Origin of the sequence: Microbacterium sp. CFBP 8794 (assembly GCF_014841235.1) — a bacterium.
In the GTDB taxonomy this organism is placed as follows: domain Bacteria; phylum Actinomycetota; class Actinomycetes; order Actinomycetales; family Microbacteriaceae; genus Microbacterium.
This window is the reverse complement of the sequence record NZ_JACYTT010000004.1, coordinates 292,983-316,692: the sequence shown is the minus strand read 5'-3', so window position 1 is coordinate 316,692 and position 23,710 is coordinate 292,983. Positions and strand designations below refer to the sequence as shown.

The 23,710-nt window shown below is 67.3% G+C and carries 23 protein-coding genes and 1 pseudogene; 6 read left to right on the top strand and 18 right to left on the bottom strand.

The features are described 5' to 3' along the window. Positions 1–34 precede the first annotated feature (34 nt). A complete protein-coding gene (locus tag IFU19_RS12400; RefSeq protein WP_192014142.1) occupies positions 35–1,618 on the bottom strand; it encodes a molybdopterin-dependent oxidoreductase in 1,584 nt (527 codons plus the stop codon). A gap of 42 nt (positions 1,619–1,660) precedes the next feature. After that, positions 1,661–2,623: an EamA family transporter gene (locus IFU19_RS12395; RefSeq protein ID WP_192014140.1), complete on the bottom strand. Its 963-nt coding sequence runs from the start codon at positions 2,621–2,623 to the stop codon at positions 1,661–1,663. A gap of 80 nt (positions 2,624–2,703) precedes the next feature. Here IFU19_RS12395 and IFU19_RS12390 point away from each other — a divergent pair, with 80 nt between their 5' ends. After that, complete coding sequence (locus tag IFU19_RS12390; protein ID WP_055838369.1) at positions 2,704–3,174, top strand: Lrp/AsnC family transcriptional regulator; 471 nt, start codon at positions 2,704–2,706, stop codon at positions 3,172–3,174. 145 nt (positions 3,175–3,319) lie between these two features. Beyond that, positions 3,320–4,018, top strand: a complete 699-nt coding sequence (locus IFU19_RS12385) for a hypothetical protein (RefSeq protein ID WP_192014138.1) — start codon at positions 3,320–3,322, stop codon at positions 4,016–4,018. Positions 4,019–4,022: 4 nt separating this feature from the next. On the opposite strand, the gene IFU19_RS12380 is transcribed toward IFU19_RS12385, so the two are convergent. The 4 genes from IFU19_RS12380 to IFU19_RS12365 form a co-directional block, all read right to left on the bottom strand. Further along, positions 4,023–4,208 carry a hypothetical protein gene (locus IFU19_RS12380; RefSeq protein ID WP_070409513.1) on the bottom strand — a complete coding sequence of 62 codons (186 nt, stop codon included), beginning with the start codon at positions 4,206–4,208 and terminating at the stop codon, positions 4,023–4,025. Between the two features lie 96 nt (positions 4,209–4,304). Then, complete coding sequence (locus IFU19_RS12375; protein ID WP_192014136.1) at positions 4,305–5,345, bottom strand: aldo/keto reductase; 1,041 nt, start codon at positions 5,343–5,345, stop codon at positions 4,305–4,307. 79 nt (positions 5,346–5,424) lie between these two features. After that, positions 5,425–6,462: a methionine synthase gene (locus IFU19_RS12370; protein WP_342343416.1), complete on the bottom strand. Its 1,038-nt coding sequence runs from the start codon at positions 6,460–6,462 to the stop codon at positions 5,425–5,427. Between the two features lie 20 nt (positions 6,463–6,482). After that, positions 6,483–7,475 (bottom strand): putative oxygenase MesX, encoded by a 993-nt coding sequence (locus IFU19_RS12365; RefSeq protein ID WP_192014132.1) that lies wholly within the window; start codon positions 7,473–7,475, stop codon positions 6,483–6,485. Positions 7,476–7,593: 118 nt separating this feature from the next. Between IFU19_RS12365 and IFU19_RS12360 the strand changes: the two genes are divergently transcribed. Next, positions 7,594–8,535, top strand: coding sequence for a LysR family transcriptional regulator (locus tag IFU19_RS12360; protein WP_055838351.1), 942 nt, complete (start codon positions 7,594–7,596; stop codon positions 8,533–8,535). Positions 8,536–8,585: 50 nt separating this feature from the next. On the opposite strand, the gene IFU19_RS16690 is transcribed toward IFU19_RS12360, so the two are convergent. The 9 genes and pseudogenes from IFU19_RS16690 to IFU19_RS12320 form a co-directional block, all read right to left on the bottom strand. Beyond that, positions 8,586–9,071 (bottom strand): siderophore-interacting protein, encoded by a 486-nt coding sequence (locus IFU19_RS16690; RefSeq protein WP_342343429.1) that lies wholly within the window; start codon positions 9,069–9,071, stop codon positions 8,586–8,588. Positions 9,072–9,170: 99 nt separating this feature from the next. Next, positions 9,171–9,475, bottom strand: a pseudogene (locus IFU19_RS16685) (siderophore-interacting protein); the annotation flags it as partial. Next, positions 9,472–11,289: an ABC transporter ATP-binding protein gene (locus IFU19_RS12350; RefSeq protein WP_192014130.1), complete on the bottom strand. Its 1,818-nt coding sequence runs from the start codon at positions 11,287–11,289 to the stop codon at positions 9,472–9,474. The pseudogene IFU19_RS16685 and the gene IFU19_RS12350, both read right to left, overlap by 4 nt. Further along, on the bottom strand, positions 11,286–12,932 hold the full coding sequence (locus IFU19_RS12345; RefSeq protein WP_192014128.1) for an ABC transporter transmembrane domain-containing protein: 1,647 nt from the start codon (positions 12,930–12,932) through the stop codon (positions 11,286–11,288). Before IFU19_RS12345 ends, IFU19_RS12350 begins: the two co-directional genes overlap by 4 nt. Beyond that, entirely contained in the window at positions 12,929–13,717 is a 789-nt protein-coding gene (locus tag IFU19_RS12340; RefSeq protein WP_192014126.1) for an ABC transporter ATP-binding protein, read from the bottom strand. Before IFU19_RS12340 ends, IFU19_RS12345 begins: the two co-directional genes overlap by 4 nt. An 11-nt stretch (positions 13,718–13,728) precedes the next feature. Then, a complete protein-coding gene (locus IFU19_RS12335; protein ID WP_192014124.1) occupies positions 13,729–14,823 on the bottom strand; it encodes an iron chelate uptake ABC transporter family permease subunit in 1,095 nt (364 codons plus the stop codon). Then, on the bottom strand, positions 14,820–15,893 hold the full coding sequence (locus IFU19_RS12330; protein ID WP_192014122.1) for a FecCD family ABC transporter permease: 1,074 nt from the start codon (positions 15,891–15,893) through the stop codon (positions 14,820–14,822). The genes IFU19_RS12335 and IFU19_RS12330 overlap by 4 nt, the downstream gene beginning before the upstream one ends. An 8-nt stretch (positions 15,894–15,901) precedes the next feature. Further along, entirely contained in the window at positions 15,902–16,969 is a 1,068-nt protein-coding gene (locus tag IFU19_RS12325) for an ABC transporter substrate-binding protein (protein ID WP_192014119.1), read from the bottom strand. A gap of 163 nt (positions 16,970–17,132) precedes the next feature. Beyond that, positions 17,133–17,975: a helix-turn-helix transcriptional regulator gene (locus IFU19_RS12320; RefSeq protein ID WP_192014117.1), complete on the bottom strand. Its 843-nt coding sequence runs from the start codon at positions 17,973–17,975 to the stop codon at positions 17,133–17,135. Positions 17,976–18,058: 83 nt separating this feature from the next. Between IFU19_RS12320 and IFU19_RS17065 the strand changes: the two genes are divergently transcribed. After that, on the top strand, positions 18,059–18,538 hold the full coding sequence (locus IFU19_RS17065) for a helix-turn-helix domain-containing protein (protein WP_192014115.1): 480 nt from the start codon (positions 18,059–18,061) through the stop codon (positions 18,536–18,538). A gap of 910 nt (positions 18,539–19,448) precedes the next feature. Here IFU19_RS17065 and IFU19_RS17165 read toward each other — a convergent pair. After that, on the bottom strand, positions 19,449–20,072 hold the full coding sequence (locus tag IFU19_RS17165; RefSeq protein ID WP_199858747.1) for a hypothetical protein: 624 nt from the start codon (positions 20,070–20,072) through the stop codon (positions 19,449–19,451). 6 nt (positions 20,073–20,078) lie between these two features. Continuing rightward, positions 20,079–20,540 carry a TIR domain-containing protein gene (locus IFU19_RS12305; protein WP_199858746.1) on the bottom strand — a complete coding sequence of 154 codons (462 nt, stop codon included), beginning with the start codon at positions 20,538–20,540 and terminating at the stop codon, positions 20,079–20,081. A gap of 69 nt (positions 20,541–20,609) precedes the next feature. Here IFU19_RS12305 and IFU19_RS12300 point away from each other — a divergent pair, with 69 nt between their 5' ends. After that, the gene (locus IFU19_RS12300; protein ID WP_192014113.1) at positions 20,610–21,818 is read left to right on the top strand and encodes a toll/interleukin-1 receptor domain-containing protein; all 1,209 of its coding nucleotides are present in this window, start codon (positions 20,610–20,612) and stop codon (positions 21,816–21,818) included. Continuing rightward, on the top strand, positions 21,815–22,651 hold the full coding sequence (locus IFU19_RS12295) for a hypothetical protein (protein ID WP_192014111.1): 837 nt from the start codon (positions 21,815–21,817) through the stop codon (positions 22,649–22,651). The genes IFU19_RS12300 and IFU19_RS12295 overlap by 4 nt, the downstream gene beginning before the upstream one ends. Positions 22,652–22,694: 43 nt before the next feature. Here IFU19_RS12295 and IFU19_RS12290 read toward each other — a convergent pair whose 3' ends face one another. Then, positions 22,695–23,708, bottom strand: a complete 1,014-nt coding sequence (locus IFU19_RS12290) for a nucleotide kinase domain-containing protein (RefSeq protein WP_192014109.1) — start codon at positions 23,706–23,708, stop codon at positions 22,695–22,697. Positions 23,709–23,710: the final 2 nt, after the last annotated feature.

The window sequence follows — 23,710 nt, the reverse complement described above, 5'->3', positions numbered from 1 at the left end:
AGAGATTGACAAGATCAATACGCCTCCGAAACCGTCACGACACGGTGACGAGGGTGCGCTGCCACCCGCTGGAGCCGTTGGGCGCGATGGGGGCCGCGTCCTCGATCTGCACGTTGCCCTGCTTGTCGGTCGCCCGCACGGCGATGTAGTGCGTGCCCTTCTCGGCGGTCCAGTCGTACTTCCACTGCACCCACGACTGATCGTTGATGGGCGTCGACAGGGTGGTCGGCTGCCACTCGCCGTTGTCGATGCTCACCTCGACCGTGGCGACGCCGATCGGCTGCGCCCACGCCATACCGGCCACGGTGATCGCACCGGCGGTGACCGGCGTACCGATCTTCGGGGTGTCCACCCGCGACGACATCTTGATGGGGGCTTCGGCGGAGTAACCGCGGGGGGTCCAGTAGGCCTCGACCTGGTCGAAACGGGTGACGGTGAGCTTGGTGACCCACTTCGTCGCCGACACGTAGCCGTAGAGACCCGGGACGACCATGCGCACGGGGAAGCCGTGTTCGAACGGCAGGGGTTCTCCGTTCATGGCGACGGCGAAGATGGCATCCAGGTTGTCGTCGGTCAGCGAGCCCAGGGGAGTGGATGCCGTGTACCCGTCGACGCTCTCGGAGAGCACCATGTCGGCCCCGGACTGCACCCCCGCCATCCGAAGGATGTCGCGGATCGGCACGCCGGTCCAGATGGCATTGCCGACCAGACCGCCGCCGACCTCGTTCGACACGCAGGTCAGGGTCACGCCGTACTCGTCGAGACCCATGTTGACCAGGTCGTCGAAGCTGAGCTCGATCGGTGTGTCCACCATCCCCTCGATCGACAGGCGCCAGGTGGTCGGATCGACGTTCGGAACGGTCAGGGCGGTGTCAACGCGGTAGAAGTCGGCGTTGGGCGTGATGATCGGGCTGAGGCCCGGGAGCTCCCAGTTCGCGCCCTCGGGGAGGGTGACGGTCGTGCGGGCCGTGGGCAGGCGCAGGGCGTCGCGCGCGGCGGCCACCGACGAGCTGGTCGCGTTGAGCACGCGGGCACCCACGCCGACGACGACCGCGCCCACGGCGGTGAGGCCGGTGAACAGCAGGAAGCCGCGTCGATCGGTGCCGCGCGTGTCGGCGTCGGCTGCGGCAGCGGTCATCCAGCGGCGCAGCTTGGTGGTCGAGAACATCAGCACGAACACGCCGGCGGCGGTGCCGATCACGGGGGGCAGCCAGGCGAGGGCGCCGGCTCCCGTGCGGGTGAGGATGGCGACGGTGGCGAGGACGCCGCCGATGGCGAGCACCACGGCGCCGGCGGGGCGCAGGCGGTACTGCAAGATGCCGGCGATGGCCGCGGCGACGGCGGCACCGAGTCCGACGCCGGCGAGGAGGGCGATCTTGTCGGTCTCGCCGAACAGCGTGATCGCGAGTTCCTTCAGCGGCCGGGGCACGATGTCGACGATGACGGAACCGACCGCGAGGATCGGGCTCGCCGACCGCGCGAAGAGGGCGGCGAGCAGCTCGGCGACGGCCAGCAGGACCGCCGCCGACACGATGCCGGCGAACGCGGCCCACGGCCACGCGTGCCGCTTCCGGGCCTTCGTCGGGGTGGAGTTCTTCACCGCGGTGTCGGTCGACATGGCATCCCTCGTTCCTGCTCCCCACGCACGCGCGGTTACGCCTCACCTTCTGTTCGGAGCGGCGGGCGAAACGGATGTCGCGTCGAGCGGCCGAGCGGCGCGTCGGGGCGCCGAGGTGAAGACGACGACTCCCGTGACGATCAGCGCGAGCGCCACGGCGAGGCCCGCCGTCAGCGGCTCGTGCAGCAGCGGGACCGCGACGAGGGCGGTGAGGACCGGGCTCAGGGCTCCGGCTGTCGCGGTGATGCTGCTGCCGAGGTTCTTCACCGCGACGACGTAGCACGCGGTCGAGAGCAGTCCGGTGCCGATGCCCTGCACGAGGGCGTAGGTGCCCAGGCTCGCGAGGTCGGCGGTGCCGGCAAGAAGGTGCGAGGGCATCGCGCCCGTGGCGATGAGCACGACGGCGGCGAGCGTGGAGCTGAGTGAGACGAGGACGATCACGCCGAGCGGATCGAGCCGCGTCCGGGCGAGACCGAGCGTGTAGACGGCCCAGACGAAGCCGGCGCCCACGAGCACGGCGACGCCGCCGACGCTCGCGGTGTCGCCGGTGAGGGCTGCGGCGGCGGCGATGCCCGCGACGATCGCCCCGAGCGCGAGCAGGCGCCGGCGCGAGACGGCGGCGCGATGGCGGAGGAAGAGCAGGACGGCGACGAACAGGGGCACGGTACCGGGCACGAGCAGCCCGGTGAGCGCCGCCGAGGTGAGGTGCGCGCCCCACGCGAAGATCAGGAAGTGCGGAAGGCCGGCCAGCAGCACGAGCGCGACGACGGCGGGGCGTTCGGTGCGCAGGATGCGGAGGGTCCGCGGGATCCACGGGACGAGCAGCAGGCCGGGCACGGCGAAACGCACGACCGCGGCGTCGGCCACCGTCAGCCCCGCGCCGTCGAGGGCGCGCGTCGACAGGGCGAACGCCGACCACAGCGTCACGACGGCCACGAGGGCAGCGATGCCGACGGCGACGCGGGGCGACAGCAGAGAAGGGCGGGGGAGGGCGAACGTCGTCACCCCTCGACGGTAGGGAGCGCCGCGCCGCAGCCGATTGCGAATATTGCCGAACAGTGACGTGGATTGGCAGAATCTGCTGCATGCACTCGCTCGACCGCATCGATCACCTCATTCTGCGCGAACTCCAGCAGGACGCCCGCCTGACCAACCAGGAGCTCGCCGACCGCGTCGGGCTGTCGCCCTCGCCCTGTCTGCGGCGCGTGCGACAGCTGGAGCAGGCGGGCATCATCGAGGGCTATCGCGCCGTCGTCTCGCCCCGCGCCGTCGACCTCCCCATCACCGCGTTCGTGCGCCTGCGCCTCGCCTCGCACGAGGGGGCGACGGTCGACGCCGTCGAGGAGCGCCTGCGCGCCATTCCGCACATCGTCGAGGCGCACCTGCTCGCCGGAGACTGGGACTACCTCGTGCGCATCGTCACGTCGAGCTTCGACGCGTACGAGCGACTGCTGCGCGAACACCTCCGCGCCATTCCCTCGCTGGCCTCGATCGACACGACGTTCGCGTTCGGGGTCACCAAGCCCGTGTCGGCGTTGCCGCTCGACGCCCGGTGAGCGGTGCCCCTTCCGCCGGGGGCGGTGTCTCACGCCGCACGATCGCCCGGCGAGCAGGGCGGTGCCGACGGATCGCGCGTCGATACGATGAGATGACCCGTGGTCACGGCATCCGGGATCCGTTCGTGCGAAAGGAACCCGCGACGTGGACGACCTCGCCCGCTGGGCCGCGGCTCTGACGACGATGGTCGGTCTGGGACTCACCCTCGGGCTGAACCCCGCTCTGTACGGGGCGACCGCCGACATGCTCGCCCAGAACACCCGCGTCCCGGCGCGGATGGGGTGGATGGTCGGGGGCCTGGCGACCGGGGCGACGATCCTGTACCTGCTGCTGCAGAGCTTCGACCCCACCGAGTTCGTCGCAGCGGCCGAGCGCAGCACGACCGAGGCGGTGCTCGACCGGCGGGTCGACCTGATCGCCGGAACGCTGTTCCTGCTCGGTGCGGCTGCGGTGGCGTGGTGGAAGCTCCGCGTTCCGGTGCGTTCCACCGCGCGCCGACCGGTCCAGGCTCGCGCGCACTCGTGGAGCTACTACGTGCTCGGCGTCAGCTGCTCGGTCATCGGATTCACCACGCTGCCGATCATGTACATGACCGGGCGGATCGCCGACGGCGTCAGCGACCACCCCCTGCTGCGGTGGCTGGCCTACGCGGTGTTCCTCGTGGCGCTCGCCGCGCCGTTCGTGCTGCTGGCCACGGCGTGGATCCACTTCCCCACCACCGCGGCACGGGTGAACCGCGTCTACTCGCACCTGATCGATATGGATCATCGGTGGGTCTACGCGACCGTGCTCGCGGTGGCGGGCGTGGCCTGCCTCGTGCTCGGAGTCCTTCCGGGGCGCTGAGCTCTCAGCGCGCGTTGCGCTGCTTGAGCAGCTTCGCCTGCACCTTGCGGCGGATCTTCTGCACCTTCGGGTCCTTCCAGACCCGGTAGGCGACGGTCCCCGCCGCAGCGGCACGACCGATCGCCGTCCGCGCGAGCACAGCGCCCGCGAGTCCCACCGCTCCGGTTCCGATCCAACGTCCGACACCCATGGTCACTCCTCGTTCTGCGTCGTGGGGTTCCCACTCAACGCGAACGGATGCCGGATACCGCGGCGGTTGCGCAACGCCCGCCGATGTGGGTGAGGGTCAGCGCAGCGATCCGCCCACCGCCGCGGCGAACGGCTCGAGGGCGGCGATGACGTCGTCGGTCAGCGTGACCTTGCTCGCGGCGACCGCGTCGTCGATCTGGCTCGTGCGCGAGGCGCCGATGATTGCCGTCGTGACCACCGGGTCGCGCAGCACCCACGCCACGGCGAGCTGGGGGATCGACAGGCCGGCCTCGCGCGCGACGCCGTCGATCCCGCGGATGCGGCGGAGGTAGTCGTCGGTCAGGGCGGACTCGTCGAGGAAGCGGCTGTCGGCGGCGCGCGAGTCGGCGGGCACCGTGCCGTCGAGGTACTTGGCCGTCAGCAGTCCCTGGGCGAGGGGCGAGAAGACGGCGCTGCCGACCGAGAGGTCGCGCAGGACCGGGAACAGCTCGGCCTCGGGCGTGCGGTCGAACAACGAGTACCGCGGCTGGTGGATGAACAGGCGCACGCCCTCGGCGGCGAGCAGCTCGTGCGCGCGCCGGGTGAGGTCGGCCGGGTAGTTCGAGATGCCCGCGTACAGCGCCTTGCCGCTGCGGACGATGTCGGCGAGCGCTCCGACGGTCTCTTCGATCGGGGTCTCGGGGTCGACGCGGTGCGAGTAGAAGACGTCGACGTAGTCGGTGCGCATGCGCGTGAGGCTCTGCTCGAGCGAGCGGATCAGGTACTTGCGCGAGCCGCCGTCACCGTACGGGCCGGGCCACATGTCGTAGCCCGCCTTCGTCGAGACGAACAGCTCGTCGCGGTACCGGCGCAGGTCGGTGTCGAGCACCGTGCCGAAGGTGGTCTCGGCGGCGCCGTAGGGCGGGCCGTAGTTGTTGGCGAGGTCGATGTGCACGACCCCGCGGTCGACCGCGTGGCGCAGGATCTCGCGCTGCGTGTCGAGCGTGCGCCCGCTGCCGAAGTTCTGCCACAGACCGAGCGAGATGCGAGGAAGGGGGATGCCGCTGGCCCCGGCGCGGGCGAAGGGCACGTCGTCGTAGCGAGTGGGTGCCGCCTCGAACGGGGAGGACAGGCGGGGGTCGTCGGCGGCGATGGGCATGGTTCTCCTCGGAACGAAAAGCGGTGTGATCCGACTCTGCCACGCCCACGCCGCCCGCGTGGCATCCGCCGTTCGGGACTCAGGCGGCGGTGCCGGACAGTTCGTCGCGCAGCAGGGCCGCCCCGGCCGACAGCGCGCTGAGCTTGTCGAAGGCGACACCGCGCGGTAGCGGAGCCATGCCGCAGTTGGAGCTCGGGATGAGCTTGTCGGCGTCGACGAACTCCAGCGCGCGCCGCAGGGTGTCGGCCACCTCTTCCGGGGTCTCGATCCGCTCGCTGGCGACATCGAGCGCTCCGAGCATGATCTTCTTGCCGCGGATCAACTCGATGAGATCGATCGGCACGTTCGAGCGGTGGCTCTCCAGCGACACGATGTCGATCGACGACTGCTGCAACAGGGGGAACGACTCCTCGTACTGCCGCCACTCCGATCCGAGGGTGGCCTTCCAGTCGGTGTTGGCTTTGATGCCGTAGCCGTAGCAGATGTGCACGGCCGTCTCGGCGCGCAGGCCTTCGGCTGCGCGTTCGAGCGCGGCGACACCCCAGTCCTTCATCTCGTCGAAGAAGACGTTGAAGGCGGGCTCGTCGAACTGGATGATGTCGACCCCCGCCGCTTCGAGCTCGCGTGCCTCGTGGTTGAGGATGGTCGCGAACTCCCACGCCAGCTTCTCGCGGCTGCCGTAGTAGCGGTCGGAGAGCGTGTCGATCATCGTCATGGGTCCCGGCAGTGCCCACTTGATCGGCTGATCGGTCTGCGTGCGCAGGAAAGCGGCGTCGTCGACGAACACGGGGCCGCGGCGGCTCACGGCGCCGACCACGGTCGGAACGCTCGCGTCGTACCGGTTGCGGATGCGGACCGTCTCACGGTTCTCGAAGTCGACGCCGTCGAGGTTCTCGATGAACGTCGTGACGAAGTGCTGACGCGTCTGCTCGCCGTCGCTGATGATGTCGATGCCGCGTCGCTCCTGCTCCTGCACCGCGGAGCGCAGGGCATCGTGCTTGCCCTCGACGAGGATCTCGCCCTCGAGCTCCCACGGCGACCACAGCACCTCGGGCTTCGCGAGCCACGCGGGCTTGGGAAGGCTGCCGACGGTGGAGGTGGGAAGAAGGGTGGGCACGGGGGTGGATCCTTCGCGGGTCATCGGACGGGGGCGGCGTAGGCGGCGGCCCACTGGTCGAGAACGAGGCGGTGGGGTTTCACGAAGTGCTCCTCGGCGTAGCGCCCCTGCGTGACGGCGAGCTGGCTGCGCTCTTCGCGGTCGTAGTCGATGCCGGTGCGCACGAAGTCGGGCTGGTCGAGCGTCGGACGGTAGACCGCGCCGGCGGGGGTGACGGCGTTGTAGACCTCGGGGCGGTAGATCTTCTGGAAGGTCTCCATCGTGCTGATGGTGCCGATCAGCTGCAGGTCGGTGTAGTCGCCCAGCAGGTCGCCGCGGAAGTAGAACGCGAACGGCGCCACGCTGCCCCGCGGCATGAAGTAGCGCGCCTGCAGGCCCATCTTGGCGAAGTATTCGTCGGTCATCGAGAACGAGTCCTGCTCGTACTCGATGCCCAGCACGGGGTGCACCACGCCCGTACGGCGGTAGGTACGGCTCGTCGACACGCTGATGCAGATCACGGGCGACTGGGGGAAGCGCTTGCGATAGGCGTCGGAGTCGAGGAAGTGCTGGAAGAGCTTTCCGTGCAGGATGCCGAAATCGTCGGGCACCGTGAACCCGGAGCCGCTCGCATTGGCCGCGGGCAGGACCACGCTGAAGTCGTAGTCGCGCAGGTACGACGAGAAGTTGTTGCCGACGATCCCTCGATGGCGCTCGCCGGTGACGGTGTCGACGACGTGCACGTCGAGCACCTCGATCACGGGGATGTGCTCGTCGTCAGCGCCGTCGGTGAACTGCAGCTGCACCGAGACGATGTCGAGCTCGACGCGGTACCGGTCGCCGGTGGGGTTGTCGTCGCTCGCGAGGTCGTTGAAGCGGCGGTCGATCATCGAGAGGGCGTTACGCAGGTTCTGCTGCCGGTGCTCTCCCCGCGCGAGGTTGGCGAAGTTCGTCGTGACGCGCGAGGTGTCGGCCGGGGCGTAGTCCTCGTCGAAACGGGTGGTGCTGATGCTGAACGTGATGTCGTTCGCCATGAGAAGCCAATCGGGGCCGAGAGGCACGGGCCTCGGGGAAGTCGGTGATTCCATCGTGCTCGGATGCCGCGGTCATCGGGTAATTTCGCTCAGCTATGCACGCCTATAGCCTGGGGCTATGGCCAAGCGCACGAGCGGCATCACCCTGCAACAGCTCCAGTACTTCATCGAGGTCGCCGCCGAGGGATCGATCACCGCCGCGGCCGACATCCTGTTCGTCGCGCAGCCGACCATGTCGGCCGCGATGAAAGACCTCGAGCACCGGGTGGGACGCGATCTGCTCACGCGTTCCGCGCGCGGGGTCACCCTCACCGTCGACGGCGTGGAGTTCCTCGGCTACGCGCGACAGGTCGTCGAGCAGGCCGAGTTGCTCGAGCAGCGGTACCTCGGCCGGCCGCCCTCGCGGCGCCTGCTCGGGGTCTCGACCCAGCACTACTCGTTCGCGGTCGACGCGTTCGTGCGCATGGTCAAGGGCACGAACGCGGCCGAGTACGAGTTCTCGCTGCGCGAGACCCGCACCTTCGACATCATCGAAGACGTCCGTACTCTCCGCAGCGAGCTCGGCATCCTGTTCCGCAACGACTTCAATCGCAACGTGCTCGACAAGCTGCTGCGCGACTCGGGGCTCGCGTTCCACCCGCTGTTCGTCGCCGAGCCGCACATCTTCGTCTCGCGACGCAACCCGCTCGCCCGGCGCACGCGCGCCACCCTCGACGACCTCGTCGCCCTGCCGCGCCTGACCTTCGACCAGGGGGCGAACAACTCCTTCTACTTCGCCGAGGAGATCCTCTCGACGCTGTCGAGCGCCCAGGAGATCCGGGTCTCGGACCGCGCCACGATCTTCAACCTCATGATCGGTCTCGACGGCTACACGATCTCGACCGGCATCATCAGCGACGACCTCGACCCCGAGATCGTCGCCGTGCCCCTCGACGTCGACGAGCACATCGAGATCGGCTGGATCGGCCGTACCGCGATCCCCCTCACCGAGCAGGCGCAGCGGTACCTCGCCGAGGTACGCGACGTGGTGGCGGGGTTCGGCGTGGAGGTGCTCGGGTAGGGGGAGCGGATGCCATGTCTCCCGCCCGCTGTCGGGTGCGGCGCTGACCGTCAGAGTCCGAGGCGACCCAGGCGCTCCTCGACGCGAATCTGCACGTCTTCCGGCTCGTCGTCCGTGGACTCGGTCCACATCGCGGCGAGCTCTTTCTGGACGGACTCGGGGAGTGCGGCGAACTTCTCGTCCCACGCGGCGACCGGCGTCCAGTATCCGACGACCTTGAACCTGGTCGCGGGCAGGCCGAGCTCCTTGCGCAGGTATTTGCGGACGTCTCGCAGCGCGACGGTCTCGCCGGCGACCCAGACGTAGCCCTCGTCGAGTGGGAGACGCGCGTCTACGACGCCGCGCACCAGGTGACCCAGAGCGCTCGGGCTGTGGCCGTTGCCGCCGATCACCCAGGTGACCTCGACATCGGGGCCCGCGTCGAAGGGCAGCCGGTCGTCTTCGTGGGGGACCTCGAGCACGACGCGGGTGCGCACGCCCTCCGGCGCGTTCGCGGCGATGCGTGCCGCAGCGGGCAGGCCGGTGAGATCGGCCACCAGAACCTGCCAGGTGATGCCGGCCGGGGGAGCGTACAGACCGGTCGGCGCGTTCAGGCCGAGCACGTGGCCGGGCTCTGCGCGGAGCGCCCACGGCCCCGCGACACCGGATTCGTGGGTCACGAAGTCGATGTCGAGTTCGCCGGCATCCTGGCGCACGGCACTGATCGTGTACGTGCGCATCGGAGCCTCCGGCGCCCCGCCGGGGTCTCCCACCAGTCCCCGGCGGGAATGGGCAGTGAGACGTCGGTGGGGTCCTCGCCGTGCGGGAAGAACACGCGCACGTATTCGTCGCCGATCCCCGTGCTCACGAAGTCAGCGACGCCGTCGCCGCCGAGGGTGATGCGGACCAGGTTCGGGGTGAGGGTGGTGGTGCTGCTGACGATACCGCGGTGGATGATCACGGAGTCTCCGTCTCTGGGCTCGGGGAGGGCTGGCGGGGGTAACGGGTGGTCGTGTTCTGCGCCGAGGGGGTCTGGGCGGTCCAGGCGTCGCGGTAGAGCCCGTCGACGGCGAGGAGCGTCTCGTGCGTGCCGCGCTGCGTCGGACGCCCGTCGGCGAAGACGACGATCTGCTCGGCCGTGGCGGCCTGCTGCAGCCGGTGCGCGATGAGCAACGCCGTGCGGCCGTGGCGCAGGGCGGTAATCGCCTTCTCCACCGCGTCGCGGTGGTGCAGCCCGACGTCGGCGGTCGCCTCGTCGAGGATCACGACCGCGGGATCGGCCAGGAACGCCCGCGCGATGGCGAGCTGCTGAATGCGGCCCTCGTCCAGGGGCACGGCGGGCTCATGCGACGAGTTGGAGCCGCCGGATTGCGCGGTGAGCGCGTCGACCGCCCAGTCCGCCCCGACCGCCCTCACCGCGGCGACCATCTGGTCGAGGCTGGCGTCGGGTGCCACCAGGCGCAGGTTGTCGGCGATCGTGCCCCGGAAGTGGTGCAGCTCCTGCGAGAGGTAGTAGGGCGCATTCGCGGTGGAGGCCAGGTGCACGCTGCCCGACGTCGGCGGGTGGTGTCCGGCGATCACCCGGGCAAGGGTGCTCTTGCCCGACCCCGAGGCGCCGACCAGCGCGGCGGTCGTGCCCGCAGGCACGTGCAGGTTCACGTCGCTGATACCGCGGCCGGTGGTCGGGTAGTGGAACGTCACCTGCCGCACCTCGAGCCCTCCGGATGCCGTCGAAGCGGCATCCGATTCCCCCTCCCGTGCGCTCGAGGGCGCCGGAGCGAGGTCGATGACGCCCACGAGGCGCGCGAGTCCGATCGCCGCGCGCTGGATGTCGTCGAGTCCGAAGATCAACTGACCGACCGGCCCGAACAGCCGATGGAAGAGCAGTGCCGCCGTCGTCACCATGCCCACCGTGATCGCCCCGGCGGACTGCAGCAGAAAACCCGTACCGAGGATCGCGGCCAGGCCGACCAGCTCTCCGGCGTTGATCCACCGGAACAGCCGGTTCGTCACCCGGACGCCCTCGATCTGCATCCGGATCGAGGCTTCGGCGCGCTCGGACACGCGAGCGAGCGCGTGATCCTGCTCGTTGAACGCGGTGAGCGTGTCGATGCCCTCGACCGCCTCGAGCACGGCCTGACTGCGCGCGGCCTCACGTATGCGCACCTCGCGGAAAACGACGCGCGACCGACGCAGGAACGCCCGGGTCCCGAGCACGTAGAACGGCGCCGAGGCGATACCGGCGAGCGCGAGCCAGGGGTCGAGCGCGGTCAGTGCGACCACCGAGACGGCGATGGCGAAGGCGGCGGACAACAGGGTGGGCGCGACGTTGCCCCCGGCTTCCGCGACGGCGTCGACGTCACCGGTGAGGCGGGAGAGCAGGTCGGCGCTCTCGCCGTCATCGACGGTGCTCACCGGCAGGCGCATGGCCGAGGTGAACACGTCTTCGCGCAGGCGGGCGAGCATGTCCTGCACCAGTGCGGTGAGCACACGCACCGCCCAGAGCATCACGACCGCAGATCCGATCGCCCCGGCACCGGCGCCGATGACCCAGCCCGCGATCGTGAGGGATCCCGCGTCGGACGAGACGGCGTCGACGATGCGCCCCAGACACGCGGGCATCACGATGCCCAGAGCGGATGCCGCGAGGAACAGCACGGCGACGCCGGCCACTCTGCCCGGGTGCTGTCTCAGCAGTGCCCCGATCGCCGTGCGCACGCGCGCGCCGGAGGCGATCGGCAGAAGGGGCGGGGCGGTGTCGAGGGCGTCGCTCATGCCGACTCCGATCCGTGGGAGGAGAGTTCGATGACCCGGTCGCAGGCTCCCAGCAGCACGGGGGAGGTGGTGATCACGATGACGGTGTCGCTGTGTCGGGCGAGCGAACGGGCGATGTGCGCCTCGGTGACGGCATCGACGGCCGAGGTCGGCTCGTCGAGCACGAGAACGTCGGCATTCGCGTGCAGTGCGCGGGCGATCCCGATGCGCTGCCGTTGTCCTCCGGAGAGTCGTCGGCCGGCCTCGCCGACCGGCGAGTCCCAGCCCCCGATCTGCATGACGGTGTCCTGCAGCGCCGCCATGTCGACGAGCGAGGGATGCGGGGATCCGTCGGTGCCGTGTCCGCGCACGGCCTCCCGCAGGGTGCCGTTCACGATCGTCTGGCCGTGCGGCGGGGCGACGACGCGGAGGCGGTATTCGACCGGATCCCACTCGGACAGGTCCCGCCGTTCACCGTCGACGGCGAGTTGCACGTGACCCGGCACGGGCGGCGTGCGCAGGCCGAGGCGTCGAGAGAGCGCTCGGGCCGTGTCGCTGTCGGGAGGAAGGATGCCGAGCAGCTCGCCCTTCTTCACCTCGACGAGCGACTCGGGCGCGGCGCCGGCCCGGAAGGCCAGCACGACGTCGTCCGCCGCATCCCGACGGCGCTCGTGCGTCACGGGCGGGGCGAGCAGGTCTTCGGCGTCGATGACCTCGGCGAGCCGCTTGGCCGAGGCGAGCTTGTGGATCCAGTTCGAGGGGAACGAGCCCGCGTAGGCGAGGTAGCCGCTGATGAACTGGGCGAGGCCGAGCACGGCGACCAGCTCGCCGATGCTGATGCGGCCCTCGGATGCGAACCATGCCGACATCCCCGCGAGCGCGGTCGTCGCGACCGCGGCCAGCGTGCTGCTGATCGCCTCGTACGAGGCGAGGGATCGACCGGCGGCCGTCGCGGCTCGCCGGGCGGTGTCGCTCGCGGCGACGTAGCGTCGCACGGCCTCTTCGCGGGCGCCGATGCCCACCAGCACACGGAATCCGCTCAGGAAGTCGGCGGCGACGGCCCCCGCCTCGGTGGCGGCGTGTTGTTCGACGAACCCTCGGCGCTCGAGCGGACGCGAGACGACCTGCATCACGAACATCATCGCGATCGTCGAACCGAACACGACGAGAGTCGCGACCGGCGAGATCACCAGGATCGCCAGCCCGGCGCCGACGATCGCGGCGATCGTGGAGCACTGCTGCGCCACCGACCAGGCGACACCGGCCACGCGATAGGTGTCGGAGGTCACGAAGGTCAGCGCTTCACCCGGCGTCACCGTGCGGCGGGACAGTCGGGGGCGCAGCATCCGTGACAGGGCGAGGTGGCGCAGCGCCTGCTCGCCGTAGCCGTAGATCGAGACCATCAGGCGGGATGCCGACTGGTAGCTCACGGTGAGCACCAGGAACGTCGCGACCAGCACACTGATCCAGACGGCGAGCGCGACCGGGTCGGCGGGGAGCACGGCACGGTCGATCGTCGCGCCGATGAGAACGGGGATCGTGGCCTCGGCCAGCGCGTGCACGATGAGCAATGCGGTTGCCGCGGCGAGGGCCGCACCGCGCCCCTCGGCCTTCAGCGCGATCCCGAAGAGCCGCCGCGGAGTCTTCGTCGCTGTTGTCGTCACGGCATCCGCCGACCGAGCGGCAGCACCAGCGGTGTGCCCGAGACGGGGTCGGTGATCACCGTGCAGGGCAGGTCGTACACGGCCTCCACGAGATCGGCGGTGATGATCTCGCGGGGGTCGCCCTGCGCCACGATGGCCCCGTCGCGCATCGCCACGAGGTGGGTCGCGTAGCGCGCGGCGTGATTGAGGTCGTGCAGCACGGCCACGAGGGTGGTGCCGCTGCGGTGCAGATCGGCGAACAGCTCCATCAGGTCGATCTGGTGCGCGATGTCGAGGAAGGTCGTCGGCTCGTCGAGCAGCAGGTGCGGGGTCTGCTGGGCGAGGGCCATCGCCACCCATACGCGCTGCCGCTGGCCGCCCGAGAGTTCGTCGACCGGGCGGCGGGACAGATCGGCGACCCCGGTCGCCGCCATCGCCTCGGACACCGCGCGCTCATCGGCGGCGCTCCAGGTGCGCATCGCACTCTGGTGGGGGAATCGGCCCCGTCCGACCAGGTCGGCGACGGTGATCCCGTCGGGGGCGAGGGATGACTGGGGGAGGAGCCCCAGCTTGCGAGCGGCATCCTTCGGCTTGAGGGAGCGCAGCTCGGCGCCATCGAGCAGCACGGCACCGGTGCGGGGACGGAGCAGCCGGGCGAACCCGCGCAGCAGGGTCGACTTGCCGCAGGCGTTCGGCCCGATGATGATCGTGAACGAGTTGTCCGGTACCTCCAGCGACAGCTCGGAGATGACGGGGGTCTCCCCGTAGCCCAGCGTGATGTCGTGGGCCTGCAGCGAAGCGATCATGCGTGTTCCTTTCAGGTGCGGCGCGCGTACTGCGCGGCCAGCAGCCAAGCGAGATAGATGCCGCCGATCGAGACCGTCACGACCCCGACGGGGACCGCGACGAGCTGGGCGACCGCGTCGGAGACCACGACGAGGGCGGCGCCGGTCAGCATCACCGGGACGGGGTCCATCGGGGTGTTCGAGCGGGTGAGGCGCTGCGAGATCTGCGGAGCCGCCAACGCGATGAACGAGAGAGGACCGGCGGCCGCGGTGACCAGCGCCACCAGGGCGACGCCGAACACCATCGCGGCGAGCCGAGTGCGGCCGGGAGCGATGCCCAACGCGGTCGCTGCGTCGTCGCCCATCTCGAGCACCGGCAGTGTGCGCTTCAGTGGAAGCGACAGCACGGTGACGATGGCGAACACGATCGCGGCGGGGATCAACTGATCGAAGCCCAGCGAGGCGAGCGAACCCGCCCCCCAGGTCGCCGCCATCATGGCCTTCTCGACGCTGACCGAGATTAGGATCCAGGAGGTGAGCGACCCGAGCCCGGCCGAGACGCCGATACCGACGATGATCAGGCGAAACGACGACAGGGTCTTCTTGTTCGCCAGCACGTACACGAGCAGTGCGGTGAGCAGGCCGCCGACGAGTGCCCCGGCGGCCTTGAACATGTAGGTGTTCAGCTCCAGCACCACCATCGTGAGGGTCACGCCGAACTGCGCGCCGATGCCGAAGCCGATGATGTCGGGCGAGCCGAGCGGATTGCGGGTGAGCGACTGGAAGATGCCGCCGGCGAGGGCGAGAGCGGCGCCGCAGAGCACCGCGAACAAGACGCGCGGCAGTCTCCACTCGAGGACCACCTGGCGGATGTCGGCGTCGGAGGACGGGTCGACGACGGCGCGGATGACCGCCGCGAGGTCCACCTCGTAGGCGCCGATCGTCATCGATCCGAGACCCGCGGCGACGATCACGACAGCGAGCAGCACGCAGACCACGATCGAGCGGACCGGGATGAGCATCGCGATGCGCGCGGTGTCGATCCGGATGTGCCGACGTCCGTGGTCGACGGGCGCGAAGGCTGCGTCGTCGTGTGCGGTGGGGGCGGGGCGCCGATCGATGCTCACAGTCCGCTCACCCGCTCGCGGCGCACGAGCGCGATCAGGAGCGGGGCGCCCAGCAGAGCGGTGACGATCCCGACGCGCAGCTCGCCGCTGGGCAGCACGATGCGGCCCACGACGTCGGCGAACAGCAGGAAGGTCGGGCCGATGATCATCGAGTACGTCAGCACCCAGCGCTGATCGGGGCCCGTGAACCACCGCACGATGTGGGGGATCATCAGCCCCACGAAGGCGATGGGACCGGCGGCGGCGACGCTCGTGCCCGCCAGCAGGGTGACCGCGACGATCACGAGTACGCGGGTGACACGCACCCGAGCGCCGAGCGCCTGGGCCAGGTCGTCGCCGAGGGCCAGCGCATTCAGGGAACGAGCGCAGAACAGCCCGATCAGCAGACCGCCGACGATCAGCGGGGTGGCCCAGGCGAGCTGGTCGAGGGTGCGTCCGCCGATCGAGCCGACGCCCCAGAAGCGCATGACCTGGAGCGTGCCCAGATCGCGCAGCACGATCGCGGTCGTGAGGCCGGTGAGCGCCGCGCCGAGGGCGACCCCGGCGAGCGTCAGCTTCATGGGCGTCGCCCCGGAGGCCCCGAACGAGCCGAGCGCGTACACGACGATGGTCAGCACGAAGGCGCCGGCCAGCGCGAAGGGCACGTACGCGCCGGGGGTGGTCAGCCCCAGCACCCCGACCGCGAACGTGACGGCGAAGGATGCCCCCGCGTTCACACCCAGGATGCCGGGGTCGGCCAGGGGGTTGCGGGTGAAGGCCTGGATGAGCCCGCCGCACACGGCCAAGGCGGCGCCCACGACGATGCCCAGCACCGTTCGGGGCACCCGCAGCTCCACCACCATGAGGTGCAGGGGGTTGGCATCGTCGTAGGCGAACATGGCGTGCAGCACGGTGAGGGGATCGATCGCGCGGTTGCCGACGGCCAGCGAGGCGAGGGCGGCGAGCACCAGCACCACCGCCGAGACGACGAGTCCCAGCACGAGGGTCGCGTTGCGGTGCGGAGAGCCGACTGCCCGGCCCTCCGCACCTGTGTTCGAGACGTCCGTGCCGTCTGCCGTCGTCAGGGACATCTCGCGGGTCACTCTCCCGCGATGGTCGGCATGCCCTGCAGCGCGGCCGCGAGGTCGTCGACGTACGTCGGGAGGATGTACTTCAGCGACAGCACGGTCGGAGCGCTGATCGCGGAGGCCTTCACGGCATCCGCGTAGATCACGTAGGAACCGTTCACGATCGGGTTCCAGCGCGAGACGACCTTGTTCTCGACCGTGTACGTGCCTTCCGCGGCGCTCCCGCCCCAGGCGGCGAAAAGGTCGGCCTGCACGTCGTAGAGCTTCTCCAGGCTGACGCCCGTGTACCAGTTGTCGCCCTCGGCGCTCGCGAGGAAGCTGTCCATGGCCGAGGTGGAGGTGAATCCGAGCGCCTCTGTGATGCGCACGCGGGGGTCGTAGTTCAGATAGACGCCGAGGTCGGTGCCGCCCTCGTTCAGGGTCAGACCCCAGACGAAGGTCTTGTCCTGGAACTCGGGGTGCTCGCCGGCGAGGGTGGTGATCTGCTCCTCGGTCTCGGCGATCAGCTCCTCGGCCTTGGCATCCTCCGACAGCGCTTTGCCGACGGTGCGTGTCATGCCCTCCCAGGTGCCCGGATTCCACGGTCCGTCGATGTACGGCACGGTCGGCGCGATCTCACTGAGGCGCTCGTACTCGATGTCGCTCACGCCCGAGTACAGGCTGAGGATCAGGTCGGGCTTGAGTGCCTTGATCGCCTCGTAGTTGGGTCCGTCTTCGGTGAACGGGATGATCTCGGGGGTCTCGCCGTACTTCTCGGTCACGAACTCCTCGAACCACGGCTGGTAGCCGCTCTCGCCGGCGCCCCAGACCTCTTCGATGCCGACCGGGTTCGTGCCGAGGGCGGCGACGACGTCGGGCGTCATCCAGCCGAGGGCGACGACGCGCTGGGGCTTCTCGGGAATGACGGTCTCGCCGTGGCCGTGCTCGATGACCACGCCACCGGCGGAGGTCGAAGGAGTGGTGGATCCGGCGGTCTCACCGGCGGTCGAGCACCCGGTCAGGATGAGGGCAGCGGTGATGGCTGCGGCGACGAGCGCGGAGGCGCGCCGGATTTTCGGGCGCGCGAAAGCGTGCGACATGGTTCTCCTTGAGAGATGGGAGGGGAGTGCCGCGGCAACGCGGCGAGAAGTTAGGTAAGCATGGCCTAACAAACCGATGCTAGATCGCGGATGCGGCGGCCAGTGTCGATCGACGGACGACTTGTGTCGTCAAACAGACACGCCGGTCGAGCCGGCGCGACAGTCAGCGCCAATAGAGGTGGTGTGCGGAGTCCGCCTGCACGCGTGCGACATGCTGACGCGGGGTGAGTCCGAACCGCTCCTTGAAGCTCGCGGAAAAGGCGCTGGTTGTCGCGTAGCCGCACCGGTGAGCCGCGGCGCCGATGGGGGTGCCATCGATGATCAGCCGGGCGCCGAGGGTCAGTCGAACCCCGGTGCGCCACCGCCCGAACGTCATGCCGACATCGTTCTGGAAGATGCGCAGCACGGTGCGCTCATGCAGGCCGTGGGCGAGGAACAGCTCGCCGGCGCTGCGCGGATCGCCCGGGTCGTCCAGCACCGCCTGCGCCAGCGCGCGCACGCGCTCGTCTGTGGGCAGCGGGACCTCGCCCCAGCCATTGAGCGCGTCGGGGGTCGGCTGCTGCAGCATCTCGATCAGGGTGGACTGGATGCGCACGCGCAGGTCGGTGGGCATGTCGTTGATGCCGAGGTGCAGCAGCATCTCCTGCACGGCGCGCGGCACGAGGACCCGGATGATGTCGTCGATCGGTGTGATCGCGGACGTTGCCGGCAGATAGGTGTAGCAACCGACGGAGTCCCGCTCGTGGTGCGCCGTGTGCGGCGTATGCGCGGGGATCCAGACCCCTTGGCCCGGAGCGAGTCGCCACATCGCGTCCTGCAGGTGGATCCACACGGTGCCGCGGTAGCACCACGCGAGCATCGCGTCGGCGTGCGAGTGCGGAGGCGAGAGCGGGCGGGTGCCGGTGTCTTCCCCGGTCACCACTCCTGTCCCCATCAGGTACGGCTTCACCACGGTCGATGGATGCTCGGGGCTCGCGTCCCAGTCGGCCTGCCGGTATGAGTTCATCGTCTGCTCCAACGAAAACCGCCCCTGGGGACAGGGGCGCGGATACGACAGCGGCCGAGGCAGCGAGTTCCGTAAACATCGCTGTGGGCGATTCTTCGAGTAACAACGAAGTGGTGGGCACGGTAGGAGCAGCCTCCAAAAATTCAGGAGGGCTGCTTCCACCTCTGGAAAAACTGCAGAAGCTGGCCGAACTCGCCGCGGTCGTGCCTACAGATTCAGCCGCTGACCTGGACGAAACGAGTCGCTCCTGGCTCATCCGTCGCCGTCTCGCCGACAAGCAGGTTGCGGAGTTAGTCGAGTTGTACCGATCGGGTGTTGGCACACCGGCGCTCTGTGAGCAGTTCGGTATCTCTAAACCAAGTGTGCTGGAGCTCCTCCATGAACGTGGTGTGCAGATGCGGCGTCAGCCCTTGACGAAGACGCAACGAGCTCACGCTGTTCAGCTCTACGAAGAGGGTCTTGCGATCAAGCCGATTGCGGCTGAGCTTGGCTCCAGCTTCGGCGCGGTGCATCGAGTGTTAAAGGCAGAGGGTGTCAGACTACGTCCGCGCCCTGGGCGATAGAGTCGCATTCACACCGTTAGTTTCGGCTTGCTGACGGGCACCACTTCAGCTCGATCGCGATGCCCGGGCGCTTGATGGAGCAGAACCGAACTCACCAGCTTGCCCCCGATGTGCCCGACCGAACTATTGCCGGAGGTGGTCGAATCGCCAACTACTGGACGACGCAGGACCTAAGGCGAAAGAGCGAGCCCGCCGACGAGGTGTCGGCCCGTCTCACTCTGCGAGCCCTAGCACGCTCCCCGGTCGGAACGTTTGATGTATTCCTGAGCCACAGCATTGCCGACGCGCGAGTCGTGCTTGGTGTTCGACAGCTCCTGATCGCGCAGGGGCTGACCGTCTATGTCGACTGGGTCGACGATCCTCAGCTCGAGCGGTCAGAGGTGTCGGCGGCCACGGCTGCACGGCTCCGTGAGCGTATGCGGTCCTGCCGTTCGCTTCTCTACGCAACCTCGCGCGCAGCACGTAGATCGCGATGGATGCCGTGGGAGCTTGGCTACTTCGATGGGTCCAAGGGGAGCGCACGCGTTTCAATCATGCCAATCGAAAACTGGGGTGGCAACGAGTTCATCGGCGAAGAGTATCTCGGACTCTATAAGTTGGTGACAAAGCCCGACGGGCCGCTAAACCCTTCTAATGCTTACGTTGTACCCCCGTCCGGGCGAGCGGAATCGATCTTCTCTTTCGGCAAAGGGCTCGAGTCTTACAATCTTTACGTACAGCGCTGATTTCGCACCCTAGCCCACTCGATCGAGTCCATCCTGCAGACGCGTCCGTCCGTCTGGGCTGCGCAAAGTCCTGATCCTCAACAGAAGGGCGCTGACCTTCGGGGATTTCCTCGTCCGGGCGGCGCCAACCTTGTTGACAGTGTGTCAAGCAACTGAACCCCTACACTTGGGCTGTTTCATGGGCATCACCTCCGTGTCCGCGCCAGGTTTTCCTTCCGGTGCCAGTCGAATGGCTTTCCGACAACGCCCCGCGGAAGCGTGCGAAGCCATGCTTCGGCTTCTGCTACTTGCTCAGCGGGGAATCGATTGCGGTGACCTCGCAAGCTGACGAGATCCATTGGGTAACGCGTTCGCAGCTCTGACGGCACGGGCGGACCGTCCTTGCCGAAGTAGACGAAGTCGCTACTTATCAATACTCGATCCGATTTAGTGTCGCGTTCGATGTGGATGGGCTCAGGTGTGCCGTCCGCGCGACTGTGACGTGAGTTCTCCTGGACCCAAACTCCTGTCTCGCAGTGATAAATATTGTCCCCGAATCGCACCTTACGGCTACCGGATAGATCCGGTCGCTTACGACCGAACCGCGAATCTCGCCAATAGTCATCGAATGTGAGGGCCTCCTCAATTCGCATGGCGTAGACGAGGTAGCCTGCACGACGATTCTTTGCCGCACCAGTGCCGATGACCCAATCATCAACTTCGGCTACGCGACGAATTTCCTGTTTGCAGGTGGCCAGTGTGCAATAACCGTGGTATGGATTCGGCGCGAAACCGATGTCGTGATCGACAACGTAGCTGTGGATTCGCACGATGATTCAGCAAGGAGCGCGGGGGATCGAGTGAGGGGCCGCGGGCGCACCGTCTGGATTCATCCAGTGGTCGTTCTCCAGCGCATCAATGATTGCGTCAGCGTCCCAGTTCACGATCGAGTCGGCCATGTCCTCCAAACCCTCGGGTAGGTCGTCTGTCGTCGTGCCGGGAGCAAAGATTCCGATGACGCGCTTGTCGGCGAAGCTCTGCGCGTATTCGATCTCCCAGTCAACCCATTCATGCTGGTGTGTCTCCGGTGAAATGATCACGAGTATCTTCCCCGCCCACTCGATGCGTCCTCGCAGCAGACTCTTGATGTATTCCTCGTTGTGCGCGTTGTTGGGATTCTCACTCGTGATGGACGAATCGCTGACCTCAGCGCCCGCGCGCGAAAGGACCTCCTTGAGGTCGGCAACAAGGGCATCATCCTCGTGTCGATGGCTGATAAAGATGTTGTGCTTGGCCACAGTGACTCCTTTCGCAGCTAACCTACGTCTACCCACCGACATTGGTGGCAGACGGACGGCGAGGTCAACATGCCAACTCCCCCCATCCTTGATGTGTTCGTAGTCTGGCATCCAGACGATCCCACAGGCGAGCAACGATTCACCGAGCTACTGACGCACTTCCATGGTCCAGCATTCTCCGGGTTGGTGGGCGGCGCGGTGGAGGTCTACGCGAGGAGCGCACCGTGGGGAGACAGTGACGCGCCGCGACCGTTTGGTATCAAGGAACCGCTTGTGGAAGGGCTGCCTCGGGCGCAGTTCAACGCGATTGTGCCTGTGCTCAGTGTCGAGATGGCTCGAGCAGCTCAAGATACCGGGTGGGACCAGTTCGTCGACTCCATACGTGGTCTGGCAGACGACGATCGGGTTGGTATCTTCTCCATCCCAGGAGACGGAGTCGACCTGGGGTCCGGATCACTGTCGCAGGCACTCGGGCCGTTCCAAACGCTCGATGAGGGCGTGCGACATGATCCCGTGCTGCTAGGCCGTGAACTCGATCAGGCAATCGCACAGCACGTCCGTGGGAGGAGCGGCGATGCGCCGCGGCTGACGGTATTTGTGAGCCACGCCAAGCATAGATCGCTTGCTGAGATGGATGATGATGCGCCGTACATTTACGATTCGGTGAGGTCGCGTATAGCGGACAGTCGTCTCGCCGAGTTCTTTGACGCGAGCGACATTCAGACGGGTACTGATTGGGCTGAAGCACTTGAGCAGAACGCCTCGAATCATGCACTTCTGATTGTCCGCACCGATCGCTACGCGGAACGGGAGTGGACCAAGCGCGAGGTGAAGGCTGCAAAGCAGGCCGGTGCTCCGGTCGTCTCGATGTATGCGCTGCGTTCGGGCGAAGAGCGCGGATCATTCTTGATGGACCATGTTCCGACGGTGGTCTGCAACCTTGATGAACGCGACAGCGGTATAGACTCTGCGCTCGCATCTCTGGTCAGCGAGGCGCTCAAGTCAGCCCTGTGGGAGGCGCAGAGCGCCTACCTCAAGGAAGATGGATTTGACTGGCTGCCTACCCGATCGCCTGAACCAACCACGCTAGCTGCCTGGCTTTCTGAGCATCGTGAAACCCATCCAGACGATCAACACCTTTGGATCATGCACCCAGACCCGCCTCTGGGTGAAGCTGAACGGGACGTTCTGACGCAGCTTTGCGAGTTGGCTGGCTTCAACGCAGACGTCAACATCTACACGCCGCGCACCTTTGCAGCGCGTGGGGGAGCGTCATGACCGACCCGACAGTCGTCCCGCACAATGCGCTTAGCGGGCGCCGGGTATCGCTTTCCGCGTCAGAGAGCGATGATCTAGGACGGTTGGGGTTGAGCGAGTGGCATTGCCGTCTAGTCATCGCTGAACTCGGGCGAGCTTTGATGCTCGCTGGAGCTACCGTGATGTACGGCGGTCGCCTTGGGGCCGACACCTATACCGAAATTCTGATCGACGAGGCGCAGCGTTTCGGCGGACGTCGGCGCACCCTAGAACTCGCGGTTCCGGAGTCGGAATACGCCAAGCTGTCTACGAACCAACTGCGTGAAGCTGATGCCAGACTTGGTGAATTCGGGCGGCTGATTCTTATTCGAGCCTCCGGGGAGCCAGAATCTATCAATGCGTTCGATCGCCGCCCCGTGGCGCTCGTGGACGACGCGTTGGCACTGACGGCCGCGCGTACTTACGTTGCTGACACCTCTGATGCACGCGTCCTTGTTGGTGGGCGGCTTACCGGCTACGCCGGCAGAGAACCTGGTGTCATCGAAGAAGCACGGTTGACAGCAGAGCGCAGCAAGCCAGTTCTCGCAGCTGCCGGATATGGAGGAGCTGCCGCTGCTGTCTCGAACGCCCTCGAGTTCGGCGGAGCGACCGATTGGCAACCATCGAGCTTCCCTGCGCACGCCGATGACGCCGACGTAGTTTCCGCGCTGGGCCGCCTCCGTGCGGCGGTTGTCGATTCGGATGGGCCAGAGGTGGACCATGAGCTTCTTCGCATCCTCACGGTCAGTCATCGGCCGGCTGACATTGCATCGACCGTTGTGCGCATCCTCTACGCGACTTTGCCTCGCGCGTAGCCGGGAGTCGGTTGTCAAGTGCTGTCAGTGCGACCTGACGAAATCAGAACAGGGGTTCGAGTCGGCTCTCTATCTTCGCGCCGAGGACGGGGGCTTTCGGGAGCTTGTCGTTGAGGCCCCATTTGGGCGGAAAGAACAGGGTCATGGGCTCGCTCGTCTGTGAGAACCGGGCTTTGATTCGCGATCTTGCGCTGCGGAGCTCGGGTAACGCTTCTCGGCAGTACTTGTCCGTCTCGCAGAAGAGGCCCTGGGCGTCTATTGCGTGCAGAGGACGTCCCCACAGGCCGTCAAATCTCAGCCCCAACCGCGCGAACTCCTCCTCCTGGTGCTCGACCATCCACATAATCACTTCCCGCGGGGTTAAACCGCCAAAGTCACTGAATACCTTTCTCAGTCCTCGAAGTGCTCCAGGTCCGGGTTGCGTGAAGTCATCTTCGGAGAAGTTAACGAATTCGGAGTAGTTCAAATCCACCGCAGTCTGATACGACATGAAGTCGCCCATCAGGGGAAAGCGGTGAAGCGCCTCGTAGACGGCTTGCAAGGACTGCGCAGCTAGCAACTCGTCCGCAAGCCCCTGAATGACGAACATATCTCGGAACAGCTCGACGTGATTCAAGTGCTTCTGAGTTCGACCATAAGCATTCGTCGCGCATAAGATGAAAGCGCCGGTATAAAGGCCACTGTTTCTTTCCTTGGTCATGGTGAGCGCATTTTCGAACGAGTCGTCCTCGAGGTCGGTAATGCGCGGAGATCGCCCAAGAATCTCAGTTAGCGTGTCCCACGTGCGCGTGTTGCTAAATGTGCGAAATGCAACGATCTGGAAGATTCGATCCTGCGGACTCGAGTCATCAGCGCGGTAGGCGACGTCGCGAATCATGTACTGGGAGACTCGATCCGCAGCCCGGAAAACATTGCAGAACTTGTAATTCTGGATGATCGGGTCATCCGTGAACGGTGCCTCATCTCCTCTGACGCGCGCCTCAAATGTGCGCTGGCGCTCTGCTGCAAACTTCCAATATATTTCGTAAACGCCGGGGCGAGGGGTAGGGCTATTCATGC

Excerpts from the sequence above, each read along its gene's own strand:
- IFU19_RS12330 (WP_192014122.1), bottom strand. The coding sequence starts at position 15,893 with ATGTCCCTGACGACGGCAGACGGCACGGACGTCTCGAACACAGGTGCG.
- IFU19_RS12340 (WP_192014126.1), bottom strand. The coding sequence starts at position 13,717 with ATGATCGCTTCGCTGCAGGCCCACGACATCACGCTGGGCTACGGGGAG.
- IFU19_RS12320 (WP_192014117.1), bottom strand. The coding sequence starts at position 17,975 with ATGAACTCATACCGGCAGGCCGACTGGGACGCGAGCCCCGAGCATCCA.
- IFU19_RS12390 (WP_055838369.1), top strand. The coding sequence starts at position 2,704 with ATGCACTCGCTCGACCGCATCGATCACCTCATTCTGCGCGAACTCCAG.
- IFU19_RS12380 (WP_070409513.1), bottom strand. The coding sequence starts at position 4,208 with ATGGGTGTCGGACGTTGGATCGGAACCGGAGCGGTGGGACTCGCGGGC.
- IFU19_RS12300 (WP_192014113.1), top strand. The coding sequence starts at position 20,610 with ATGCCAACTCCCCCCATCCTTGATGTGTTCGTAGTCTGGCATCCAGAC.
- IFU19_RS12295 (WP_192014111.1), top strand. The coding sequence starts at position 21,815 with ATGACCGACCCGACAGTCGTCCCGCACAATGCGCTTAGCGGGCGCCGG.
- IFU19_RS12350 (WP_192014130.1), bottom strand. The coding sequence starts at position 11,289 with ATGAGCGACGCCCTCGACACCGCCCCGCCCCTTCTGCCGATCGCCTCC.
- IFU19_RS12290 (WP_192014109.1), bottom strand. The coding sequence starts at position 23,708 with ATGAATAGCCCTACCCCTCGCCCCGGCGTTTACGAAATATATTGGAAG.
- IFU19_RS12375 (WP_192014136.1), bottom strand. The coding sequence starts at position 5,345 with ATGCCCATCGCCGCCGACGACCCCCGCCTGTCCTCCCCGTTCGAGGCG.
- IFU19_RS12360 (WP_055838351.1), top strand. The coding sequence starts at position 7,594 with ATGGCCAAGCGCACGAGCGGCATCACCCTGCAACAGCTCCAGTACTTC.
- IFU19_RS12365 (WP_192014132.1), bottom strand. The coding sequence starts at position 7,475 with ATGGCGAACGACATCACGTTCAGCATCAGCACCACCCGTTTCGACGAG.
- IFU19_RS12325 (WP_192014119.1), bottom strand. The coding sequence starts at position 16,969 with ATGTCGCACGCTTTCGCGCGCCCGAAAATCCGGCGCGCCTCCGCGCTC.
- IFU19_RS12400 (WP_192014142.1), bottom strand. The coding sequence starts at position 1,618 with ATGTCGACCGACACCGCGGTGAAGAACTCCACCCCGACGAAGGCCCGG.